General features: G+C 43.4%; 17 protein-coding genes and 1 riboswitch. Of the genes, 5 read left to right on the top strand and 12 right to left on the bottom strand.

Annotation, left to right across the window (positions count from 1 at the left end):
- Positions 1-52 precede the first annotated feature (52 nt).
- The 6 genes from LDO37_RS06745 to cmoM form a co-directional block, all read right to left on the bottom strand.
- On the bottom strand, positions 53-1,066 hold the full coding sequence (locus LDO37_RS06745) for an AraC family transcriptional regulator (protein WP_126606010.1): 1,014 nt from the start codon (positions 1,064-1,066) through the stop codon (positions 53-55).
- 173 nt (positions 1,067-1,239) lie between these two features.
- Complete coding sequence (locus tag LDO37_RS06740) at positions 1,240-2,136, bottom strand: LysR family transcriptional regulator (RefSeq protein ID WP_126606009.1); 897 nt, start codon at positions 2,134-2,136, stop codon at positions 1,240-1,242.
- 197 nt (positions 2,137-2,333) lie between these two features.
- Positions 2,334-6,803 carry a chromosome partition protein MukB gene (mukB, locus tag LDO37_RS06735; RefSeq protein WP_126606008.1) on the bottom strand — a complete coding sequence of 1,490 codons (4,470 nt, stop codon included), beginning with the start codon at positions 6,801-6,803 and terminating at the stop codon, positions 2,334-2,336.
- Positions 6,800-7,507 (bottom strand): chromosome partition protein MukE, encoded by a 708-nt coding sequence (gene mukE, locus LDO37_RS06730; RefSeq protein ID WP_180958500.1) that lies wholly within the window; start codon positions 7,505-7,507, stop codon positions 6,800-6,802. Before mukE ends, mukB begins: the two co-directional genes overlap by 4 nt.
- A complete protein-coding gene (mukF, locus tag LDO37_RS06725; RefSeq protein ID WP_101115483.1) occupies positions 7,488-8,825 on the bottom strand; it encodes a chromosome partition protein MukF in 1,338 nt (445 codons plus the stop codon). Before mukF ends, mukE begins: the two co-directional genes overlap by 20 nt.
- 15 nt (positions 8,826-8,840) lie before the next feature.
- A complete protein-coding gene (gene cmoM, locus LDO37_RS06720; protein WP_126606007.1) occupies positions 8,841-9,623 on the bottom strand; it encodes a tRNA uridine 5-oxyacetic acid(34) methyltransferase CmoM in 783 nt (260 codons plus the stop codon).
- Between the two features lie 115 nt (positions 9,624-9,738).
- On the opposite strand from cmoM, the gene elyC reads away from it, so the two are divergent.
- Complete coding sequence (gene elyC / locus LDO37_RS06715) at positions 9,739-10,530, top strand: envelope biogenesis factor ElyC (RefSeq protein ID WP_101115481.1); 792 nt, start codon at positions 9,739-9,741, stop codon at positions 10,528-10,530.
- A 110-nt stretch (positions 10,531-10,640) separates the two neighbouring features.
- Here elyC and torR read toward each other — a convergent pair whose 3' ends face one another.
- Complete coding sequence (gene torR, locus LDO37_RS06710) at positions 10,641-11,354, bottom strand: two-component system response regulator TorR (protein WP_101115480.1); 714 nt, start codon at positions 11,352-11,354, stop codon at positions 10,641-10,643.
- A 304-nt stretch (positions 11,355-11,658) separates the two neighbouring features.
- On the opposite strand from torR, the gene torD reads away from it, so the two are divergent.
- The 4 genes from torD (at position 11,659) to LDO37_RS06690 (ending at position 15,101) form a co-directional block, all read left to right on the top strand.
- Complete coding sequence (torD, locus tag LDO37_RS06705; RefSeq protein WP_126606006.1) at positions 11,659-12,300, top strand: molecular chaperone TorD; 642 nt, start codon at positions 11,659-11,661, stop codon at positions 12,298-12,300.
- Between the two features lie 362 nt (positions 12,301-12,662).
- Positions 12,663-13,667: an HTH-type transcriptional repressor PurR gene (gene purR, locus LDO37_RS06700; RefSeq protein WP_126606005.1), complete on the top strand. Its 1,005-nt coding sequence runs from the start codon at positions 12,663-12,665 to the stop codon at positions 13,665-13,667.
- Positions 13,668-13,828: 161 nt separating this feature from the next.
- A riboswitch (cyclic di-GMP riboswitch) is annotated at positions 13,829-13,922 on the top strand.
- Positions 13,923-14,046: 124 nt separating this feature from the next.
- On the top strand, positions 14,047-14,637 hold the full coding sequence (locus LDO37_RS06695) for a TfoX/Sxy family DNA transformation protein (RefSeq protein WP_101115477.1): 591 nt from the start codon (positions 14,047-14,049) through the stop codon (positions 14,635-14,637).
- A gap of 134 nt (positions 14,638-14,771) precedes the next feature.
- On the top strand, positions 14,772-15,101 hold the full coding sequence (locus tag LDO37_RS06690) for a putative signal transducing protein (RefSeq protein ID WP_126606004.1): 330 nt from the start codon (positions 14,772-14,774) through the stop codon (positions 15,099-15,101).
- Here the strand turns inward: LDO37_RS06690 and LDO37_RS06685 are convergent.
- The 5 genes from LDO37_RS06685 to topA form a co-directional block, all read right to left on the bottom strand.
- Entirely contained in the window at positions 15,079-15,876 is a 798-nt protein-coding gene (locus tag LDO37_RS06685) for an alpha/beta fold hydrolase (protein ID WP_101115475.1), read from the bottom strand. The two genes, LDO37_RS06690 and LDO37_RS06685, sit on opposite strands and share 23 nt — an antisense overlap.
- A 173-nt stretch (positions 15,877-16,049) precedes the next feature.
- Complete coding sequence (glgA, locus tag LDO37_RS06680) at positions 16,050-17,501, bottom strand: glycogen synthase GlgA (RefSeq protein ID WP_126606003.1); 1,452 nt, start codon at positions 17,499-17,501, stop codon at positions 16,050-16,052.
- A gap of 1 nt (position 17,502) precedes the next feature.
- Positions 17,503-18,723: a glucose-1-phosphate adenylyltransferase gene (gene glgC, locus LDO37_RS06675; protein ID WP_126606002.1), complete on the bottom strand. Its 1,221-nt coding sequence runs from the start codon at positions 18,721-18,723 to the stop codon at positions 17,503-17,505.
- A gap of 446 nt (positions 18,724-19,169) precedes the next feature.
- Positions 19,170-21,869 (bottom strand): bifunctional diguanylate cyclase/phosphodiesterase, encoded by a 2,700-nt coding sequence (locus LDO37_RS06670; protein WP_224055369.1) that lies wholly within the window; start codon positions 21,867-21,869, stop codon positions 19,170-19,172.
- A 190-nt stretch (positions 21,870-22,059) separates the two neighbouring features.
- Positions 22,060-24,690 carry a type I DNA topoisomerase gene (gene topA / locus LDO37_RS06665; protein WP_224055368.1) on the bottom strand — a complete coding sequence of 877 codons (2,631 nt, stop codon included), beginning with the start codon at positions 24,688-24,690 and terminating at the stop codon, positions 22,060-22,062.
- Between the last annotated feature and the right edge of the window lie 225 nt (positions 24,691-24,915).

The following is a 24,915-nucleotide window of genomic DNA, read 5'->3' as shown; positions in this document are numbered from 1 at the left end:
AAACGCTCTGCGCCTGAAGCGAAAAGAAAGGAAAACAACTTAAGGTAAGCCGCTACTTGGGAAAAAATAACTCGCGATATTGTGTAGGGGTAATGCCATGCCAGCGCTTGAAGGCCCTGTCGAACGCAGCAAGTTCTGAATAACCTAAAGTTAAAGCGATATCGATCATTGAGATAGCAGCTTCATGTAACAACTGACACGCGAAATGACGACGAACGTTGTCCACTAAATAGGAAAAGCTCACATCGTGATCCGCTAATCTGCGCTGAAGAGTACGACGGCTCATGCACATGTGCTCTGCAGCTTTATCAATTCCGCACTCTTCATCAGACAAGAGTTGAAAGATGACATCTTCCAGCTCTTGGAAAAAAGACAGTGTTTCAGATTGTTGGTCGATTTTTTCAGTCAAATTGCTGCACATAATGTCATACAAGCGCTGATCCGATGCGGCAATCTGCGCTTCCAGAATGTGGTTTTCTATCGTGACAAAATTGAATGGCTGCTCTGCCAGAAGCAAAGACTGAGTCTTCTCACTGATGTTTTGTTTCCGCTCACTGTGCGTTAAACCAATGAGTACTGGGCTCCAATCTGGATTACATAAATATTGTATAAGGCGGATAAAAAAGCCTAGAGACATATGGGTATCATGCGTCGATGCTAAACCTTCAGAATTCACGCGGTAACATAAGTCCATACAATCAGGGTGATGGAGGCTAGTTCTTAGAAATACTTCTGTGTGGCTTTGCACCAATTGAACATAGTCGCAGGTGACCGATATGGCATCTTTGAGATGAGTCGAATTGACTATCGCATACCCCATGATGCCCATGTTTCGAAAATCAAAATCTTGATAGATGTCCCAGCCAAAATCAGGGTTTCCTGTCAAAGTTTCCACCCGATTCAGGAACTGATAGAAATCACTCAGATAAAGGTAGCTTCCGTCTTCCAAGTATTGAACAGCTTCTCCTGGTTCTGGTAATAGATCGTCAGAAACCTCTTCATCCAGCGTGCGAAGATAAGCCAAAACCTGATCAGAAAAAATTCTCGAAATCGTACCTGAAACCATGAAATTCTACTATTGCTCAAACAGCCTTTATTTCTAACACAAGCTAACTCCCATATAAACGGAAAGCGTTAACCAAATTGACCACTTCGGAAAACTGGCGAGGGTATGTTGACCTTTACGGTTAAATTTCGTTCATACTCTATGCCATTTAAGCGCGACGTAAACTTTGACGCTTAATTAAGCGCAGACAAAAACGTTTCTAACACTAAGTTTGCTCGACGCTCTTTACGTGTAATAGAGGCAAAGGGCTGGGAGTAACCGTATTGCTGAGGCAGAATGGCTTTCATCACACCATCATCAACCCACCTTTGAGCAAAATGATTCGGTAAATAACCTAAGTACTGCCCTGTAAGTAAGAGAAACGCGATACCTTCCCTATCTGTCGCCGTGGCTGAGCTTTTCATTGTGTTATACAACGACTGAATTTTTGGCGTTTGTGCATAAGCAGGCACAATTGCATCCCACTCGGTGAGATCGACGGATTGAACGGTCTCGGAAAACAATGGATGCCCTGAACCGCAATAAAGTAGTGACGTCTCGTTATACAAAGGTTCATATTGAAGCCCAGATAACGTGCGGATATGCGGAATCATTCCAACGTGCAAAGTGCCATCCAGAACCCCTTTTTCGACATCATTCGGTGGGATCATTCGAATATTAATAGTGACGTCTGGCCCGGCTTTTTTTAGTTCCGCAAGAGCATTAGTAATGCGCATTTCCGTCATCGATACCATGTTATCCGTAATACCAATGTTTAATTCACCGACGAGGCTCGAATGCAACGTATTAATCTGAGTTTTGAACTCCTCCAACGACGCCAGTAATTGAAGGGTGTACTGGTAAACCTGCTGTCCTTCATCGGTCATCGAAAACCCCGACCGCCCGCGATGGCAAAGCTTAAACCCCAATCGGATCTCTAAGTCTGCCATTGCTGCACTGATCGCTGCACGGCTGATATTTAACGCGACCTCTGCCGCTGAAAACCCTCCCGATTCCACCACACAACGAAAAATACGTAGTAGGCGTAAATCGATATCACTGAGTTGACCCGTTAGCGATTTCCTTTTCATAAAAACTGTCCGTTATTGCGATACTCTTATTACTCTACCCAAGTAACTAAAAGTAGAGCTTTGAATCCTACATCCTGAATTTGTTTGAGTACAGTGTGCGTTCGAAATGAAAATATGGAACAAAAAACGCCTCCAGAAAAAGAGGCGTCATTCGGCTTAGCGAACTCTATTTGCTAATAACAGTGAAGGCTTGGAAGTTAATCGACTAAATCCGCTTCTTCCAATGCTTCTTGAGCGGCATCACTTACCTTAGGCGTGTCACCAAACCCTCTTAGCCCTACAACATGCACGTGCTCGTGGTCTTTAAATACCTTACGAACCAGTTTATAGGTGGTCCCTTTTTCTGGGCTGATATTTTCTGGCGCCGCAATAAGCAGTTGCATGCCCAAACGATCACAGAGTTCAAACAGTGTCGAGATCGATTTCGCATCAAGACGAGCGGCCTCATCTAAGAAAAGAAGACGACAAGGCACGATATCTTTACTGCGTAAGCGTCGAGATTCCTCTTCCCAGCTTTGTACCACCATCAACAGAATGGATTGACCGGTACCAATGGCTTCACCCGTTGACAAGGCTCCCGATTCTGCTTGCAACCAACCATCTGAGCCACGGTTAACTTCAACACTCAATTCTAGGTAGTTTCGGTAATCTAACAGCTCTTCGCCCAACACTTGCGGTGAGCGCTGCCCCATATCAATGTGTGGGTTAACACGCTGGAACAATTTGGCCATCGCTTCAGAGAACGTAAAGCGTGTACTTTCGAACAGGTCTTTATGTTGTTCTTGCTGTGTTGCTAAACCATTGAGAAGAATTTCGTGGCTTTCACGAATATTCACGTTCAAACGAACGCCTTTTACCTGACCAAAGTAGATGTTCGATAACCCTTGGTTAAGCATACGAATTCGGTTTTGCTCTCGTTGAATCGTCTTCTTGATGATCGCAGCTACCGATTCAGAGCTGATTGCCAAACGGTTTTCACGTTGAGTCAGCTCTTCGGTAAGACGAGCCAGCTCCACTTCCATTTCTTCAATAGCTTCAACGGGATCGTCTGTACGAATAATATCTTGACGAATACGCTCACGAAGATGCTGATACACCGCAATGTAAAAGAGCACCTTTTTCTCTGGTCGAGAGTTATCTTCGGACGATCGTAATGCATCGCGTAGGTCTTCATTATCCGCAACAGCCAAACGCAACGCGCCAAGTGACTTATCGGACATAGAGCGTAATTCACCTGCCGACATGTAAGCCAGTTCACGTCGATGTAAACGACGCTCTACATCATTTTCTCTTGCAAGTCGAAGAACAGAACACCATCCCGCTTTCGCGGCTACCACAAAGGTACGAAGTTCAATGTATTCTTTCTGAACTTTCTTCAAGCGCTTCGCTAAAGCTTTCATTTCCAGCTCTGTCGATGTGATTGTGCGCTCGAATTCGCTCTTGCGATTACGGGAAGCGTGTAAGCGTTCTTGTAACTCATCGCGACGATTACGCGCACGCTCCTCTGCCCCAGTATCCGCGTTAACACCAAACTCTTGCAATTCTGCACGGAATTCTTGCATCGTCTCCGCTTTCGCTTGGTGTGAACTTTTAAGTGATGCAAGCACCTGATTATACTGGCTGAGCTGTTGTTGGGACTGCTTTGATACTTCACGGTGACGCGTGCGCGCTCGCTCCGCTTCCACTAGCTTTGATTTCAACTGCTCGCTCAATTCACTGCTTTTATTCAGTAATTCAACCGAGTCGGAATAGCTAAAGTGATGACGACGCTCTACCAAATCCGCCAAAGCAAAGAGCGTCGTTTTCAGACCTTGAAGTTCAATATCTGCTGCTTCGTGCTCCGCTTGCAGCGCATCGAATTGCTCTGGATCCGCTTCTAGAGCAGAGGCAATTTTTTCAAGTTGAGCAACCGCTTTACCATGCATGCTTTGGAAGTGCTTCGCTTCACTTAAACTTGCGAGTTTTTCTTCCAATTCTTGATGGCGTTCTGCTAAGGTTTCATCTTCTATCACGCCCATCATTGGCGCTAGCTTATCAAGCAGTGACAGTGCCTGTTTAGATGCCGTAAGCTGGCTGCGCTGTTGCTGTTCGCGGTTTTCCAAGTCAGATAACTGGCGAGCAAATTGGTTGCGTTTATCACGTGCAACTTGAAGGGCTTGCTCTGGGTCTGCTTCAAAAGCGACACCAATATGTTTCGCCACAAATTCGTTGAACGCTTGGTAAAGGCGCTGAAGCTTCTGCGAATCAAACGACGCTTTCGCATGCTTCTCCACAACTTCGTCTCGTTCTTCTCGCAGCAGCGACAAACGTTGTTCACGCGCAGCGCGTCCAAACAACGGAATTTCTGGGAAACGAGAGTAACGCATTTGGCGATCGTTCAGCTGAACACAAACCGCGCCTTCAAGTTCATCGGCATTGAATGAGCTGTCGTCGAAGGCATCTACGTCACCTTCGATGATGTACAAATCTTCAGGGCAATCGTCTAACTCTATGAGCTTCTCTTTAATACCTGAAAGGTCAGACACCACAATGGCGTGACGTGCTGGACCGTACATCGCACTAAAATACGGCGCATCATCAATCGTGATGTCGTCGTAGATTTCAGAAAGCAGTACACCGCCTAACGTATCCGCTAACCCTTTAAGACGTGGATCGTTAGAGCCACCCGGTGATGCCAAGCGTTCAATTTCATGATCCAGCTGAGTACGTCGTTCACCTAGCTTATCTTTAGCCATCGATTGAGATTTCTCTCGCTCAAGGACTTGTTGCATCTCAGACATCACTGCCTGACTGTCGTATAAATCCGATTCGGATTGCTCTTTCAGCTTTTCAAGTGCATCGTTAGCAGCAATCCAAGTAGGCGCAATAGCTTCAAACTTTTTGATTTCAGCGTCTGCATCTTGCTGGTGACGGCGAAGTTCACTGCGTTGTTCACGTAATACTTCTTTATCATGTTCAACAGATTCAATCGTTGCACTGTGGCGTTCGTGTTCTTGCTCGAGAGTTAACTCATCAACCAAATCTACACTGTGCTGCTTCTGATATTCCGCAACACTTTGCTGCGCGACACGCTGCTGATTAAGGCTTCTCTCTAAATCACGATACTGCGCTTGCCATTGTGATTCATTTTGCAGCAGTTGTTGATTCTCACGGGCTTTCTGTAGGCTAGCTTTGGCGGCAGTAGAAGCCTGAGTGCGTTCTACCTCTCCTACAATGCTCTTAATAAGCGTATACGCTTGCTCAAACTGCTCTGCGGCAGCAGAAGACATATCCAATTTGTGTTTGATGGATAACAACGCGGTTGTTTTGTCTTGCTCTGATTGCTTTAACTCGCTCAATAGAGTGGTGGCATTGTCAGAGGTGAGGCCATCGAATCCTGCCAGTTCTTTCGCTTTTTCCAGTGCCTTAACGGCTTGCTGATACTGCAATGCACGAGTCTGCTGAACATCCAGCGCTTGCTGGTAATCCGCAAGCTGTGTTTTCAAGCTGTCTACTTCTTCTTCTGAAATATGAGCCTGCTCTTCTGCTTCAAGCAAACGTTCTTGAGCTTCTTCAACCACCATGCTCTGTTCTTCAAGGCGCTCGCTCAGCTCTTCTAGATCTTCTTGGTAGCGTTCGATTTTTTCTTGTTGTCGAAGGGCATTTTGAACTAGCTGAAGGTGGTCGGACGCGGCTTGATGGTCTTGCTCCAACCCGCCTTCTTGCTCAACCAGTAGTTCGAGCTCTTCTTGCACACGGTTGAGTAAGTTGTTCTGTTCGATTAACTGAGAACGCGATCCAAACAACTCTGAGCGCAAAGACATCGTTGATTCAAGCTTGTTACGGCGATCATTCGCATGACGCATATAATCAGCTGCAACGTAATTCGTCGACTCCGTGATTAAATGCTTAAACAAATCCCTATCAGCTTGAGTGGTTTTAATGGCTTCCAGCGTCATGCGGTTTTCACGCAGTGCGGATTCCATGTCTTGGAATGCTTTCTTTACTCCACCATTTTGAGGCAGTAGGTAGTCGCGTAACGAACGTGTGATAGCACTAGAAATACCGCCGTATAGAGACGCTTCAATCAACCGATAGAACTTAGAACGGTCGCTGCTGTTGCGAAGTTTCTTCGGCAACACACCAAATTCGAACATTTGCGAGTGGTATTCAACAACAGAAGAGAATGCTTTGAAATGAACTCCTTCATGCAGGAGCACCGTTTCTTTTACTTCATTGATTTGGCGAACACGTGCATGTTTTTCCGATACACTTTCAATAAGCACATCGGTCGGTTTGATGTGACTTGGTAAACCCTGAATAACAAACGGCTTAATATCGACTTTTTTGTCTCGCCCAGCCACTTGCTGTAATTTTACGGCAAACAATAGTCGCTGGTTGCGTGAGTTAACCACATCAAGAACCGCATAACAGGTACCCGGTTGTAACTTACCGTACAACCCTTTATCGCGCGAGGCTTGAGAGCTACCCGCTTCTGTCGTATTTCGGAAATGCAGCAAGCTTTGGTCGGGAATTAGTGCGGTAATAAACGCCGCCATCGTGGTCGATTTACCCGCACCGTTACCACCAGAAAGTGTCGTAACCAACCCATCGATATCAAAAGTACGTGCGAAAAAACCGTTCCAGTTGATCATGGTTAGTGATTGATATTTACCTCTTTCAATCATGCTTCACCCTCTATTTCTTGTTCTTCTTCAGGCTCTTCTAGCAAGCTGACTTGGCTAGGTTCTTGTTGGTGAACAACGGCTTCACCATCGCGGATTAATCGTAATTGCGCTTCACGCATGTCATCACCCACACGCACATCGGCACCAAATCGGAATACCGCTTCACTGATTCGGAATTTCCCGTTTTCGCCAATAGAGATGATCATGCCTAATCGGCGTAAGCGTCGTAATGACGTACGGACTTTATCGAACAGTTTTTCACGATCGAGATCAGAACCCGTCGCCCGATTGGTCACCAACTTCATGAGCTTTTTCTCATCCGCTAGCGAGATCATTTCGTCGTAAAGCTCTTGATTGGTAAAAATACCTTCATGAGCCAGCCTTTCAGGGCTCAGATATAGGAAACACAGTACCTTTCCGACCAGCATATCTAACTCCGAAAGAACACTTCGACCAATCAAAGAGGTAGAACGTGGTCGAAGATAGAAAAAGCCTTCAGGCGCTTTCACTAATTCAGTGTTATAACGTTGATAAAACAGGGCAAGTTCGGTCTCGAAATCACTCAGCAATGCGTGGTTGTCCATATCTTCAGAGGAGATATGTCGCCCAGCTCTAAGTGCACTATCCAGCGCGGGAAACAGCGGGTTGGAAATCGCTTTTGCCAGTTTCTCTGGCATATATTCTTCAGTATTTGTCAATGACATTTGCTTGTACCTTAGCGCCAAAATCGTTGATAGCCTGCCAATCAGGTTGAATCGCCTGATAATCAGATTCTGAGTAACCTAAGCGCACGGCTTGGTCGACAACAATTCTAGCTAAATCAAAATGATGCGTTTGTGGATGTGTCGAAAGGTAATCACGTAGAACCACCCCCAAATCGATGGAGGCGCCTCGCTCTTTATGAGCCTTGAGCATGTCGTTTATTCTTTCTGATAACTCATCATTTACTTGCTCAAACTCTTCGTATTCGACATCCATTGGTACTTGCCCCATGACTTCATCATCACGCAGAACCAAAGCTTCATCACGCATATCTCGCAGCCTTTCAGCGTCGGCATACGTCAACAACCAAGGAGCGTCGAGATAGTCTTTTACAGACTGTCGCAATCTCTGGCTGAAGGCGCGGTTTTTGTCCATGTCGATAGCGGTGCGGATAAACTTGTGCACGTGGCGGTCGTAGCCGATCCATAGATCGATGGTCTGCTGACCCCAGCTTACAATGCGGTCTAGCTTCATTTGCAGCCCGTAAAGCGCTTCTTCTACGAATTGCAAATCATCTTGTCCGTAAACAAGCCCTTGAATATCAAGGATCTGAGTTTGCATTTCATCGCCAGCGGCTTGCAGCGTATCTTGTAGCTCTTTTAGGGTATCGGATGTTTCACTGAGCAGTGCTTCACAACTATTGATGGCCTCACGCCAATCTTGGTTCAGCAGCTCCGCTATTTGGTCTTTGACCAATTGCTGCTGTTCGTCCATGACTCGTTGATTGAGGTCGATTTGATCGAAAATCTCACCCACTGAGTATTTCAAAACGCCATAAACATTTTTTTGCCAATGACCTGGTGTACCGCCTTCTTTTGCAGCTGCGATCGCTTTCTCCATTTCACCTGCCACCATGGACAGCTGAATGGACAATCGTAACTTTGAAAACTCTCGGTGGCGCACATAATAATCGGTAATGCCAACCGCTAATGGCGACAAGCGATAGATGCTTGCGCCGTCTGTAATTTCACTGGTAAATCGGCTTAATAGCTTCTGGTTAACCATTTCATTGATGGCGTTATTCGCCCGAAATGCAGAAGCTTCCCCCGTTTCTTCAAACAAGCGGGTGACGATAGAGAACGCATCGTGCAACTCTCCCTCACCCAACTCTTCATCAAATCTCTCGTTACTTAAAACGGCTAACGCAATCAGAAAAGCCAGACGTTCAGTAGACAAGTTCAATGAGAAATCGTGTTGTTTTACCCAGCTAACCAATTCATCGATTGGTTGCTCTACAACATCTTGAGTTACATCACTCATTGTTCATCCTGTTTATTATTCCTTTCTTTTCGCCCAAACATGAATGTAGCGACCTAAAGAAAGGTAAGGCTCCTGACGACACAGTTGTCTTTCAAGTGCTAATACATCTTCAAATTGATAATCGCCCATGTACTCCATATTACCTATGTAGTCGTGGAAGGACCGAATACCCGATTTACCACAGATTTCAAACCCAGCATCCTCTATCCATTGATAGACTTCTTCCGGCTTCAAACCTTTTTGGGGCTGAAGTTTAAAGCGTTTTCTATGCGGCATTCCTTCTAAAATGTGTGGAATATTGCCGCATATCACGTTTTTCAAAACCAAGCCGTGATGGTTATAAAACATGATAGAGCCGATACCACCTGGCTTTATCTGCTTTAAAACCGTTTCTAACGCCGATTTCGGGTCTGCTAACCACTCCATCACCGCGTGGAAAAGCACCATATCAACTTTCTCGTGAAGGTGCTGTTCAATTTCTTGAACTGGAGAGTGAACTAGCTGATATTGGGAAAGCAAACCGTGTTTTTCAATGTCTACTTTTGCCAGTTTTAGCATTTCAGAAGATAGATCACAGAGTGTGACATTGTGTCCGCGTTGGGCAATTTTTTGCGACATTTGCCCAAGCCCGCCACCTGCATCCAAGATATTTAAACGGCAACATTCATCGTTTAGCTCACTTAATGCTACAATTAAATCTTCCCAAACAATGGTTTGACGTATATCACCTTTCTCAGATCCGTAAATATTTTTTGCGAATTTGTGGGCAATATCGTCGAAATTACGATCTTCTGTCACTGTGGCTTAGGTTATTATATCTATTCGTGCCGCTTATTCTGTCACAGGATAAGAAGTAATAAAGGCTTGTTAGCCTTTTTCATAATCAAGTGATGATTTTTCGGACTATTTAAGTATGTTTGAGCTGAAAAAAGTGTTTTCTGCGCTGCTGATGCCACTCCCGGGGTTTTTAATAATTGGTGTGGTGGGGCTATTGTTGGTCATGTTCACCTTAAAAAGAGGAACTGGCTGTTTTTTGATTTTCGTGTCTTTCACTGGCATTTTCCTTTCTTCTTTCCAACCTGTTGCCAGTGGACTATTGATGCCGATGGAGCGTCAACACAAAGGCTTTCTACCTATAGAAGGCACTGTTGACTATGTGATGGTGTTGGGAAGCGGCCACGTTGTTGATGATGATATTCCACCAACATCGGAATTAAGCCGAACGGCATTAATGCGGTTATCCGAAGGTATTCGCATTCTTAGGATGTATCCCGGTGCAAAATTGATTTTGTCTGGCTACGCTGGTGGCTCTGAGATCAGTAATGCTCGAATGATGGCGAAAGTAGCACTCGCATTAGGCGTCGCAAAACCCGATATCATTCTTTTGGAGACAGCAAAAGATACGTGGGAAGAAGCAAGACAAGCTTCCGTGTTTGTAAATAACAAAGAACTGGTACTTGTCACTTCGGCAAGCCATATGACACGTGCACTGCGTGAATTTAATGATGCGGGTATTGACCCCGTTCCAGCACCTACGAACTTTCTGGCTTCCAATGGCACGATGCAGCCATGGAACAAGTATCGCCCTCAAGCTAAATACTTGGAATGGACAGAAACGTATTGGCATGAACGTTTGGGGCTTTGGTGGCAAACCCTTCGAGATTTTGCGACTAACTCCAACGCACAGCTCAATGAAGCTTCTTAAATTGATTTAGCTTTTGAGGTATCAAATTACCAACAAAAAAACCGAGGATGCTACCCTCGGTTTTTTCTATCTTAATAATCATTTACTGCTGATTAAAGTCAATATCAGCATCAATCTCCAGCAAACATGTAACCTTCACCGTGCACGGTGACAAAAATCTGTGGATTTTTCGGATCGAACTCCATCTTAGCTCTCATTCGACGAATCAAAACATCAATGGTTCTATCATTAGGCGCATCAACACGATGGCTAATCATGTTTAATATACGTTCTCGGCTAAGAACCTTGTTTGGGTGTGAAGACAAAGCCACAAGCAACTCGTACTCGGCTTTGGTCAGTTTAACAGGTTCGCCATTACGGCTAAGTGCACGACGTTGGATATCAAACGTCCACTCTCCAAAACGGATTAGTTGCCCAGATTCTTCTTTTCTGTCTTCTTTCGCTGGAGCATGACGTGCAGCGGAAATTCTCCACAACAAATTTTTTACTCTAACCAGAAGCTCTCTAAGCTCAAAAGGTTTTGTCACGTAATCATCGGCACCCATTTCTAGGCCGACAATTTTATCAATGCTATCCGTGCGTCCTGTGACGAGGATGATCCCTATATCAGATTGACTGCGTAGTTCACGAGTCAGCATTAGCCCGTCTTCGCCTGGTAAGTTAATATCCAGCATGACTAAATCAACAGATTGCTCTTCTAAAATTGCGCGCATTTGCTCGCCACTTTCAGCTTCGCTAACTTGATAGCCTTCGTTCTGGAAATAGCCCACCAGCTTGCTACGGGTAACCACATCGTCTTCTACGACTAATACGTGATAGCTCATCTACACCACTTTCTTTTGTATTTATAAGGATATATAAGGTATTTGTTCGACTTTAATGTAAATATAAAGACAAACTTGCCACAGTCTATTTGCGACTCTTTATATTCTATTCACAAAAAGTTACATTTCTAGCGAATTCGTTAAAAAGAAGGCAATTTCCTAACTTTTATTGATTCAAAGCAACCAATTTGGCTCCTATTCATAACCTGATTTTTATTTTCATTTCTTGCCATACTTTAGATTAGTTCTGTTCATCTTAATTCGTTAGAATTGCGCCAATAACCTCATACGGAGCGGCAACGCTATGCAAGAAACAAAAGCATTCAACGAAAAGCGCGCAGAGATTTACTGGTGGCTTTCTAGCCTTTTTGCTCATGAACTGAAACAAGAAGAGTTGGAGCATTACCACACGGCTGAAATCAGGGGCTTCATTAGCGGTCTTGCAGAAAACGAAACCTTAAAACCGGCGGCTCAGCAACTTATCGAATCCCTGAATAAACTCCAAGATAGAGAAGATGCTCAGTTAGAACTCGCTGCGGATTTTTGTGGCCTATTTCTGACCACAGATAAAAAAGCGGCCTTGCCATACGCCTCAATCTACAAATCTGGTCTGCTCAATGATGAACCAGCGAAACAAATGGAATCATTGTTAAGAGAAAAAGGTGTCTCTTTGCTAGAGGGGTTTAACGAGCCAGCAGATCACCTCGCCATTCAATTGGACTTTTTGGGTAACCTCATTATTCGCTCAAACGAATTAAAAACGAACGAGCAGTTTGAAGATGCACTGCGAGAACAGCTGTGGTTCATAAATACGCATCTCATGACTTGGCTTCCAATATTTAACAAGAACTGCAAAAATTATGATGGCTTTGGGTTCTACGCAGCTTTGTCACAATTGCTTGTGAGTTTTGTCGAACTAGACCGCCAATATATTTCTGGCGAGTAAACCGGCAAGGTGGGATATCTTGATAGTATTGAGCTCGAAGACTTTACTTAGGTATTGAGCTAATTTGTTTTAAATATAAAACAGCACCCTTAAAAAATATTAGGATTCCTCATAAATGTGACACTTGGTATAATTTTTTACGATTCACTCCATTGTCACATAGGAAATTAAAGACTAAGATCGTGATCGCAAACGATAAAATATGAAACGCTGAAAAGCATTAACTAAGCCGCTGTATTAATAGCGGTTTTTGTGTTTTTAGTCGATTTTAATAACACAATGAAATCCGCCTTGCTGAAAACATTAGCTACTTTAAATTTAGCACCTTACCCCTTAGCTCGGCTCTACAGGATATTTGTTTTATGGCCACTATTAAAGATGTCGCACGACTTGCCGGAGTATCAACTACAACGGTTTCGCATGTTATAAATAAAACACGCTTTGTTGCTGAAACTACACAAGAGAAAGTTAAAAAAGCAGTAGAAGAACTAAACTATGCACCGAGCGCTGTTGCACGTAGCTTAAAGTGCAACACGACTCGTACTATAGGTATGTTAGTTACACAGTCTTCTAATCCATTCTTTGCAGAAGTCGTCGATGGCGTTGAAAGTTACTGTTATCGCCAAGGCTACACGTTGATCTTGTGCAACACCGGCGGGATATATGAAAAGCAACGGGATTATATTCGTATGCTTGCTGAGAAGCGTGTAGATGGCATCTTGGTCATGTGCTCAGATTTAACTGAAGATCTTCGTGAAATGCTTGATGCGCACTCATCCATTCCAAAAGTGATCATGGATTGGGGTCCAGAGAGTTCCCAAGCCGATAAGATAATAGATAACTCTGAGGAAGGTGGTTACTTAGCGACAAAATATCTTTTAGACAATGGTCATACCGATATTGCCTGTCTTACTGGCCATGAAGAAAAAGTGGCTTGTATTGAACGGGTCATTGGCTACAAGCGAGCGCTGAGAGAATACGATATTGAATTCAAGCAAGAACGCATACTTGTCGGCAACTTCGAATGTGATACCGCTGTCTTAGCGGCGGACAAGATCCTTGCTATGGAAAACAGACCAACAGCCGTTTTCTGCTTTAATGATCTTATGGCACTCGGGGTCATTAGCCGTCTTCAAGAGAACGGTGTCCGTGTTCCTGATGACATTTCGATCATTGGATACGACAATATTGAGCTATCAGGATACTTTTCTCCTCCTCTGACAACCGTCCACCAGCCTAAGCGCCGAGTGGGTAAAACGGCATTTGAAATCCTTCTCCAAAGAATCAAAGACAAAGAACACGATAAACGCATCTTCGAGATGCATCCTGAAATCGTAGAGAGAAGTTCTGTTAAAAAGTTAAATTAAATTAGTTAATTCTAATTAAGCCTGGCTATATGTCAGGCTTTTTGCTTTATTGCCCAAATAAGAAACAATATTTATATCTGTACATTTATTTTTTGAAGGCAGATCACACATAAAGCATTTTGATGTGATGCTTGTTCCGGTTTTTCTCTATGATTTTATTGTCACGCACAGGGCAAACCATTTGAAAAAGTGGGACGCAAAGCTTCCGGCCTAAATGGATTTATTTGAAATCAATATGGTAGCGGGGTTGCCGATGGTAAATATGCATACTTCTTTTCCAGAGTTAACCAAACTCTGACATCTGACTGCATCACTTTGCTATTTTTTCTCGGACCTGAACTTAGTAGTGGCATAACTTCTTTAGCCGAGACAGTACAGCATGGATAAACCAATACTTAAAAACTCATTGAAGCTATTTGAACCATTAGGGACGATAAAATCACGTTCTATGTTTGGTGGTTTTGGCGTTTTCGCCGATGACACTATGTTCGCCTTAGTCGTTCAAAACACTTTACACATCAGAGCTGACTCAAAAAGTGCTCAAAAGTTCGAACAACAAGGTTTAAAACCTTATGTGTACAAGAAGCGCGGGTTTCCGGTTGTCACCAAGTATTTTGCACTCCCAGAAACCAGTTGGGATAATACCAATGACATCATAGAGAAAGCTTCTCTAGCGCTGAAAGTTGCAAGAACAGAGAAACAAAAGCAAGCCGAAACCAAACCAACGCGTTTGAAAGACTTGCCTAATTTACGTTTGGGTACAGAAAGAATGCTCAAAAAAGCAGGAATCTCTTCCGTTCAGGAGTTACAAAACTTCGGTTCTGTTGAAGCCTTCAAAGCCATCAAGCAGACTCATTCAAGCGATGTTGGCTTAGAGCTACTATGGGCTCTAGAGGGTGCAATTAATGGCACTCACTGGTCCGTGATTCCTCAAGATAGACGTGATGAATTAATGAAACGCTTAAGTTAGTTAAACCTTCATGCTAAAAAAGCCTCCTTTGGAGGCTTTTTTATTGCTGAAATTCACAGTTTATCTATCCTGCACAGACCCTTATGGGCGACTTGCTGTCATAATTAAAACTCATTGACTATATTGGACGAACTATGAAGGTGTACTCTACTGCGCTCCCGACAGAAGCTCATATTGTATGTGAGCTGTTAAAGGCACAGGGAATCGATGTTGAAGTTCGTGGTGAAGGTCTATTTGGCTTGCAAGGTGAGCTTCCATTTGGTCCAGACACCGAACCATATATTTGGTTAAACAACGAATTTCAGTACGACAAAGCCAAAAAGATTGTGAAGTCTTATACCGATCAAACCGCTAACCAATCAAAACCAAACTGGTGCTGTCCGAAATGCGATGAATGGATAGAAGCTCAGTTTGGTGCCTGTTGGAACTGTGGGCACCACGTCAGCGAGCATGCTGACGAATAAACCCTATCGATTTTTCATTAAAAATATCTGGTTTTTCCACATTGCACACATGACCACAATCAGGAATTTCAATCAACGCACTGCGTTTATGAATCCTCACCATTTCTTTGACTGGACGAAGAAACATATAATCTCTATCTCCCATCAGATATAACGTTGGAATCGGGATTTCTTTTTCACGGAAATATTTCATCAACGGGTTTACATCTGCTGCCAAGGTGTACCAACGCTTAAATTCTTTTTGACACAGCTTTTTCGCTTCTCTAACAAATAAATGCCGCGATTCTTTTTGGTTTTTTTGTGGCATGACTATGTAAGCAAACAAGCTGTACAACCACATGTAAGGAATGAAGTGTTTGCTCCAATCTCCCACCTTAACCAACACCTGTGAACGAATATCAAACCGAGTTACCGCCCCACCCAATACCATGGTAGATACTCGATCTGAGGCTATCTCGGCAAGGTTTCGCACAATGATGGTTCCTAAAGACATACCAACAAAGTGAGCAGATTGAATTTTTAAATGATCCAATACTTGCAAGATATCTTGGCAGATATCTTTGAACGTATAGCCTTTTTTAAGGAGATCTTGAATAACATTGTTCGACCGCCCATGACCTCTGAGATCAATAAGCAATAAATTAAAATGCTGCTTGTAGGCTTTAATCTGCTTAAACCAAATGGAAGAGCTACCACCAGCACCATGAACAAAGACCACCCACTCATTACTGGTGGGGTGGTTATAAGTCTTGTGAAATAACAAAGGGTTCGACATCGCTTAACAAATATTATGAATCTTTCTAGTTCTATTAGGTAAAAGCTTACCACAATATGAGTAAATTGGGTGGTCAAGCTCCTCCTACCATAGAAAAGCCTCTCAATTTTCATTGAGAGGCTATTGTCATCAGAGGTTTTACGCAAACAGGCTACACTCAACCCGCTCTTGTTTTACAGCAGCGCAGCCTGATACATATTCACATACTCGTTAGCCGATGCTTCCCAACTAAACTCCGTATTCATTGCATTCAAACGAACGCGCTGAACCTCATCGGGTTGCTGCAAGTATAGAATCAACGCTCGTTGCATCGCGATCAACAATGCTTCTGGTGTTGGGTCTAAGAAACTGAAGCCAGTCGCAAGTTTTTCATCCGTGTCGTAATCAACCACAGTATCTTTTAAACCGCCCACTTCGCGTACAATCGGAAGCGTTCCGTAAGCCATACTATAGATCTGGTTCAACCCACATGCTTCAAACTCTGAAGGCATCAGGAAGAAATCTGATCCAGCTTCAACCAAGTGTGCTAAGCGATTGTTGTAAGCTTCAATAAACGAAAATTTGTTTGAGTATCGACTCGCGGCCTCATGAAGTTTTGCAGCCACTTGAGGCTCACCCGTGCCTACGATAACTAGCTGAACGTCATTTCGCAAAAACTGCTCTATGATAGGCAAAAGGTAGTGGAACCCCTTTTGGTGTGTTAAACGACAAACCATCCCAAAGACAGGCAGCTCTTTTGTTGGCAACCCAACCTCTTCCTGCAATTGGCATTTATTGAGTTGTTTACCCTTCACCATACTCGAAGCTTCAGCCTCATAATGGTGATCTAGGTATTTGTCCGTCTTCGGATCCCATTCACTATAATCGCAACCATTAAGAATCCCGTATAGGTCTGCACTGCGATGAACAAAATCGTCCACCATTCCGTGTGACCCTAACGTGGTCATCAGTTCTGCGGCATAATTAGGGCTAACAGCATTCACTTTGTCCGCAAACGCAACACCTGCGCGTAGCATACTGATGCGATCTTGACCGTATTGCAGTCGCTCTAAACCAGACAGGTTCAACTCAGGAATAATTTCCAAGTCGTGATAGGTATAGACCCCCTTAAAAATCGCGTTGTGTACAGTTAAAACACTTCTAATGGAGCGAAAGCGCTCATCATGTTCATAGCGAGTTTTTAATAAGAACGGTACTAACCCTGTATGCCAGTCATTGGCATGGATAATGTCTGGTTTTATTCCGAGTTTAGGGAGAATATCGAGGCAAGCGGAGGCAAAAAAACCGAAACGCTCTCCGTTATCTGGATACGCCTGATTGGATTCCGCATACAATTCACTGCGATCAAAATACTTATGGCATTCAACGGCATATACAGGAACACCATCTAGCGATAACTTCTTTACTTGATAGTGAACATGTGGCCAGAAATCTAACTCTGTATTGAGTACAACTTCGGCACTTTCTAACCCAGGTAAGGTTCGATAACCCGGAATAACTATCGATACATCATGCCCTAGAACTTGAAGGGCTTTAGGTAGGGCTTTGGCAACATCTGCCAAGCCACCACTTTTCACCAAGCCTTCGGCTTCAGAAACCGTAAACCAGATATTCATTCGATCCATACTAGAACCCAACTTTCGTTCCTTTCTTGATGACGACTACACCGTCAGGGGAAACGTGGAAGCGCTGAGCATCAAGCTCTAGATCTTCACCAATAATCGTCCCTGGAGCAATTTCGACATCTTTATCAATAATGGTTCGACGTATTTTACAACCTGCACCAATTTTTACATCACCTAAAAGGATAGATTCACTAATAATCGAACCACTCGCAATGTTACTACGATAGCCTAGAACAGATTTGTGAATAGATGATCCTTGAATGTAGCTGCCGCCAGACACTAAGCTGTCATTGACACGTACACGACAATCGTCATTAGTATCAACAAACGTTGCTGGTGGCAAAGGGGGGTAATAGGTATGCAATGGCCAGCTTCGGTTATACAGAGAAAACTCAGGATCTTTTTCAAGTAGATCCATATGCGCAGCCCAATAAGAATCTATCGTGCCGACATCTCTCCAGTAAGTAGAACCCTTTTCACCATTTATTTTGTTGGTAGAGAAATCGTAAACATACACTTCTCCGGATGGAAACATCTTTGGAATAATGTCTTTACCAAAGTCATGGCTGGATGTTTCACTGTCTGCATCTTCACGTAACTCTTTGCACAATGAGTCTGCGTCGAAAATGTAGTTCCCCATCGAAACTAACGCTTCCTCGGGGCTACCTGGAATGGACTTTGGATTTTCTGGTTTTTCTTCAAAACCAATCATTTTTCCATTTTTATCTACCTCAATAACACCGAATTGCGACGCCTCTTTGAGCGGCATTCGCAAAGCTGAAACCGTAAGTTTTGCTTCCATTCGCTTATGAAAGTCAAGCATTTGCCTGATATCCATTTTGTAGATATGGTCTGAACCAAAAATGCAAACTTGATCAGGTTGCGCTAATTCGATAAACCGAATGTTTTGGTAGATAGCATCTGCCGTACCCTCATACCAACGTTTACCGTCACGCATTTGAGCAGGAATAGGGTCGATGAACCTGTCTGTAATACCCGACAAATTCCAACCTTTCTTCATATGCAAATAAAGGGATTGAGATTTAAATTGCGTGAGAACATAAATTCTCATTAAATCTGCGTTTACAAAGTTATTCAGAGCGAAATCTATCAGGCGATAGCTTCCTCCGAAAGGCACCGAGGGTTTACTGCGTGATCCTGTTAGGGGTCTTAGTCTAGAACCTTCCCCACCCGCAAGAATCATTCCTAATACACCAGCCATTATATATCTCCATATCTTATAGTTTTATGCCCGCACTAACGAAATACGTGTGTTTCGATTGTTGGGTCATACGTCCATGTGCAGAGACAGTGTTCTGCTCCGAGTTGAACCACGACATTACATGCGTCGCACTTTGTGTAACGTATGTGCAACCCCACGAAAATCTCTTGGAGAGATAACTGCCACTCACATAGTGAGCCTGATTCGTAAGCTTTAAGAAATGGAAGCTATTAATAACTTTCTCATTCCATCAGGCAAATCAAGCGAAAAATACTGATATTGTTCATATTTATTATTTTGCACTTTTATATTTATACTTTACGAAGTGCGATTTATGAGCTTATTTTTAACTCAATGCATATGCAATTACAATCATTATTTTGCGATCCATGCCAACAATTGTGCGACAACAAGCAAACGTTTGCTTTCCGTTGGAGATTCGTTAATTAATTGTTTTTAACTGGTGCATTCATGCACTGTTTTTGTGCAAGTAACGCTTGGAACGAATTAGCATCAATAGGGGGACTAAAATAAAAACCTTGGCTAAATTCACACTGTTTTGCTTCTAAATACTCGTATTGAGATAAGGTTTCGATTCCCTCGGCCACAATACTTAAACCCATGTTATGTGCGATAGAAATAATCGCATCTAACAGTACGGTAGGCTCTTGAGGTTCATCGATTCTTGCCACAAATGAGCGGTCAATTTTTAATTTTGTCAGTGGTAATTCATTCAAATAGCTCAAGCTCGAATAACCCGTTCCAAAATCATCAAGTGCAATTTTTATTCCTAAATCTTTTAGTTGTCCTATTTTCGCAATAACATCAGTATAACTTGCCAATAATGACGTTTCGGTGACTTCCAGTGTGAGGTGTTGTGGAGGGAGTTTGTAGCGTTCTAGTATTTCTTTAATATTTGACACAAAGCCTGCATCATTAATTTGAAGAGCGGATAAGTTAACAGCAATGTCTTTGATCCCTAGCCCTTCATCTAGCCAGACTTTCAATTGAGATATGGCTTCCTCTAAGACCCAGTTCCCTATTTCTAGAATTAAACCTGAATCTTCAGCCACTGGTATAAAGTGAGAGGGCGGAATCAAACCTTTTTCTGGGTGATTCCATCTCACTAAAGCTTCGGCCGACTCAACCAATTGCGACCGATTGTTTAAGATTGGTTGATACACCAGCTTGAACTCATTATTGGTAATTGCGCGCCTTAACTCACTTTCTGTTTCAAATTGGGCGCTTCCAATTTCTGACATGGAGGGTTGATAAAAATTAATCGCTTTGTTTTTCTCTTTTTTACCAAAGAATATGGCCAAATCAGCAAGACGTATCAGTTCAGAGGGGGATTCGACGGGTTTGTCCGATAATGTTACCCCACAATTTATTTGAGTCGAATAAGTGCTGGTTCCGAGTTCAATTGGGCGTGCAATTTCGCTTATCAACTCTTCCAGCCTCGCACTCACTCGCGCCTCACCAACAAATGGAAGAACATAGATAAACTCATTACCTCCCCATCTTGCAAACCCTTCGTCTCTTTGTAATTTTTCACTAATACGCTCAGATAACTCGACCAAAAGCATATCGCCATATTCGTGCCCGTAATGGTCATTAACCAGTTTAAACCCTTTTATATCTAGAAGCGCGACTGAGAACTCTACTTCCTTCGTAAGGCGGTCAGAGATAAGCTGTAAGGCAGAATAGCGGTTAGGTAACCCTGTCAAGCTATCGTAGCGTGCGTGATACTCAAGTTCTCGTTGATACTCGACATGCTGCGTTACATTTTCAAATAGCCCCAAAATACTCGATAGGTCACCAGCATCGTCATAGATTGCGGAAAAACACCACTTGAGGACTTTTTCTCCACCAAGATCATCACGATAACCAATCTCTATACGTTTACTACTGTCTTTACCGTGTTGATAGAGCTTCAAAAATGGCTCAATTGACCACATATGCCGCTTTAGAAGAACCGGCAGTTGGTTAATTTTTCTACCTTCCACTTCATCCTGCTCTAGCTGGAATATGGTTTCGCAGAGCGTCGACCACCTTTGAATTCTGAGGTTTGTGTCCCACTCAACCACCCCAAACGGTGAGTTATCCAATAAGCTATTTAAGCGATTATAAGCCTGATTAAGATGGGCACCTTGCTCAATAAGTTGGTGTTTTAATTCATCCTGCTCTATAAGAACACGGTCAAATTGCTCACAAAAACCTTCTAATTCATCAAGCTTTGCTGGTGCTCCTGAAGAAAAGTCATCAACATACTGTTTACTTCTTCTCAGCAGCTCAAAAACAGGTTTTAAAACCGTACTCGAAAAACCCCACCAAATTATGGCGATAGCCATCAAATAACCAAAAACCAGAAACAAAATATTTCCTACCAAGTTTTCAAAAACAACTTGAGAGAAACCCCTAGAAGAAAGGGATATGACTATCTTTGGGGAAGAAGGAATATTAGGAAATAGTACCCGTTTTATTTCGATTTTCAGCCGCTCATCAGAAATAACATTTTCGGGCTTTAACCCATTTGTAGCCAATACGTTTTTGTGGACATCGACCAAGTTAATGGATGCGCTGTAAGGGATATCCATCTGTAGCAATTTACTTTGCCACCAATCAAATGAAAGCTCACCAACAATTGCTGCTCGGCTACCTTCATTAAACACCCCTAAAGGGTATGCTACTTGTAAAAAGGGTTTATCTACACGAGTGCCAGACAACACTTCACCAATTGATAATCTCTGATTCAATATGGCTTGCTGAACATACACTTGATTCACGATGACATCGACATCATTGCGCGTGTTTGTCGCTTGGCAACTTTGAGCATTGTTAGGTGAAGAAATAATGAGGTTAGAAAAATAAGGGCTCAATTTTAGCCAATGGCGAAGTACGTCTTGGCATTGCACCTTGTTATCGATAAGTGTTTCATAAGAATAACTGATGGTATTCAAGAAACGCTCTGATTCTGACAGAGTTAGCGCTTGCTCCCTGACTAGTTGCTCAGCAACACCAGAAGCCCAGCGTTCCACAGCCGACTTTTCTTGAATAAATTGCCACCAGGAATTTGCCGCCATAAGTACAATAGCAGGAAACAGTCCAATTGCTGTGATTAACAACAACCGTGCTTTAAGCCTCAATATCTTCTCCCAACCAACAGTGAAAATTAATGGGTCATCAACTTTCTCTAGAGTTTGATCTTATTTTTATATATGTACATGTTGCATATAGCCATTAAGTAATAAGTGTTGGCAATAATCATACTTTCGTCAAATGAGGAAACAAAAAAGGCAGCCAATAGGCTGCCTTAATATTTAAGCTTTTAACTCATTAGGATTTTGGTTTTTTACGTTTATCGGTAATTTCCCATTTCCCATCAATGTATAAACCCGTCCAACCAGATGGCTTACCATCCACTTCAGAGCGCACGTAGTTCTCTTTCGACTTTCGACTAAAGCGCACAACGGTTGGGCGTCCATCTGGGTCGTGAGTGGGTGCTGTCGTCAAGTATTTGAACTTAGGAGACAGGCGATCCTCAAACCGAACTAACTCTTCAACCAAAGGCGCACGCGTTTCACGCGATTTAGGGAAGTTGCTCGCAGCCATGAACAAGCCTGAAGCCCCATCACGTAAAACAAAGTACGCGTCAGAGTTTTCACACGGCAGTTCAGGGAAATGAACAGGATCTTCTTTCGGTGGTGCCACTTCACCATTTTTCAGAATCTTACGAGTGTTCTTACAGTCTTCACTCGTGCAGTCCATATATTTGCCAAAGCGACCGTTCTTAAGAACCATGTCTGAACCACATTTGTCACATTCAACAAGCGGTCCATCGTAGCCTTTCACCTTAAACTCACCGTGCTCGACTAAGTAACCATCACAATTTGGATTGTTACCACAAACGTGCATTTTACGCTTGTCGTCAATGAGGTATGCATCCATCGCAGTTTCACACTTAGGGCAACGCTTTTTAGCGCGCAATGCTGCAGTTTCAACGTCCTCTTCTAGAACATTGATGATCCCTTCTTCGTCACCTAAGTTAATGGTGGTTTTACAGCGCTCTTTTGGTGGTAAAGCATAACCAGAACAACCTAAGAAAACACCGGTAGATGCAGTACGAATCCCCATTGGGCGAGAACACGTAGGGCATTCTATGTCCGTTAACACAATACTGTTAGGACGCATGCCCCCAAGATCTTCTTCCAACTCTGCCTTCTCAAGATCTCCAGTGAAGTCAGTGAAGAAGTTGTCTAGAACCGCTTTCCAATTCGCATCACCTTCCGCAATTTGGTCGAGCTTTTCTTCCATGCGAGCAGTGAAGTCGTAGTTCATCAAGTCGTTAAAGCTGTCGTCTAGACGGTCAGTAACGATTTCGCCCATTTTTTCCGCGTAGAAACGTCGTTGATCCACTTTGACATAGCCACGATCTTGAATCGTAGAAATGATGGAAGCGTAAGTCGAAGGACGACCAATACCACGTTTTTCGAGCTCTTTAACCAATGCGGCTTCAGTGAAACGAGCTGGTGGCTTGGTAAAGTGCTGCTTAGGGTCCAACGCGACAAGATCAAGGACATCACCAATTTGAACCGCTGGTAATATCTGGTCTTCGTTCTTACCCATAGGTCGTTGAACTCGGGTCCAACCATCAAATTTAAGGATTCGCCCTTTTGCTTTCAACGTATATTCTGCCGCTTTTACGCTCAATGTAGTCGAGTCGTATTGCGCTGGCGTCATTTGACACGCTACAAATTGATTCCAAATCAGCTGATAAAGCTTGTGAGCGTCTTTATCCATGCTTTGGAGGTCTTGCTCTTTCACTTCTACGCTAGAAGGTCGAATCGCTTCGTGAGCCTCTTGAGCCCCTTCTTTGCTACCATACACGATAGGTTTCGCTGGAAGATACTTATCGCCATATTCAGAGCCGATAAAACCACGCAAGGTATCTACGGCTTCTGAACTTAAGTTAGTGGAGTCTGTACGCATGTAGGTGATGTAACCAGCTTCGTAGAGACGCTGAGCTAACATCATGGTTTTCTTAACGCCGTAACCTAATCGGGTACTCGCAGCTTGTTGCAGTGTCGACGTAATGTACGGAGCAGAGGGTTTACTTTTCGTAGGGCGATCTTCGCGCTTGCAAACCTCATATTTTGCTTTTTCTAAATCAGAAACCGCTGCGCTAGCTTGTGTTTCATTGACGGGCTTGAACGCCTCGCCATTTTTCTGAGCCACTTGCAGACGAAAGTCTGTTTTATCTGCTGTTTTGGTATCGGCATGGATATCCCAAAACTCTTCAGGAATAAAAGCGTTAATTTCACGCTCACGCTCAACGAGCAATTTAACCGCAACAGACTGAACCCGACCAGCAGACAAACCACGCGCCACTTTTTTCCAAAGCAGAGGCGAGACCATAAAGCCCACTACCCTATCCATGAAACGACGGGCTTGTTGTGCATTGACACCGTCTTGGTTTAGCTCACCAGGTGTTTCAAATGCTTGCTGAATCGCGTTTTTTGTAATTTCGTTAAATACAACTCGCTTGTAGCGCTCTTCATCACCACCGATGATCTCGCGAAGGTGCCACGCAATAGCTTCTCCTTCACGGTCCAAATCGGTTGCGAGATAAACGTGTTCAGCGTCTTTGGCCAGTTTCTGCAATTCCGAAACAACTTTCTCTTTGCCCGGCAGAATTTGGTAATTCGCTTCCCACTCTTTATAGGGGTTGATACCCATTTTCTTGATTAGAGCTTTGCGATCTTTTTCTTTCTTGATACGCGCTTTTTCTTCAACGCTCATACCTTTTGTCGACACAGCTGCCGCTTTCTTTGTGCCAGTACTTTGCCCAGCTGTAGGGAGATCACGTACGTGCCCCACGCTCGACTTAACTATATAGTCTTTACCAAGGTACTTATTAATAGTCTTTGCCTTGGCAGGTGACTCCACTATAACGAGAGATTTACCCATAACTGACTCAAACGTCCTCAAATTCGATTGCGCATCGATTAGCGCACGCCATACTGGCTCATTGCTTCTTTTTTTACTATTGTGCGAGTTTATAAGAAGGTCAACCAGTTTTTTACATTTCAATTCTGAGTGGTCGACATCTGGCCAATCAGAAAACTGGCATCGCAAAGGGTCTCAAACGTTTTAAACGCATATATACCCCAATAAAAATGCGCACATAGTAAT

The organism is Vibrio penaeicida, assembly GCF_019977755.1.
In the GTDB taxonomy this organism is placed as follows: Bacteria; Pseudomonadota; Gammaproteobacteria; order Enterobacterales; family Vibrionaceae; genus Vibrio; species Vibrio penaeicida.
The sequence above is the reverse complement of the archived record's forward strand: the minus strand, read 5'-3'. Positions and strand labels throughout refer to the sequence as shown.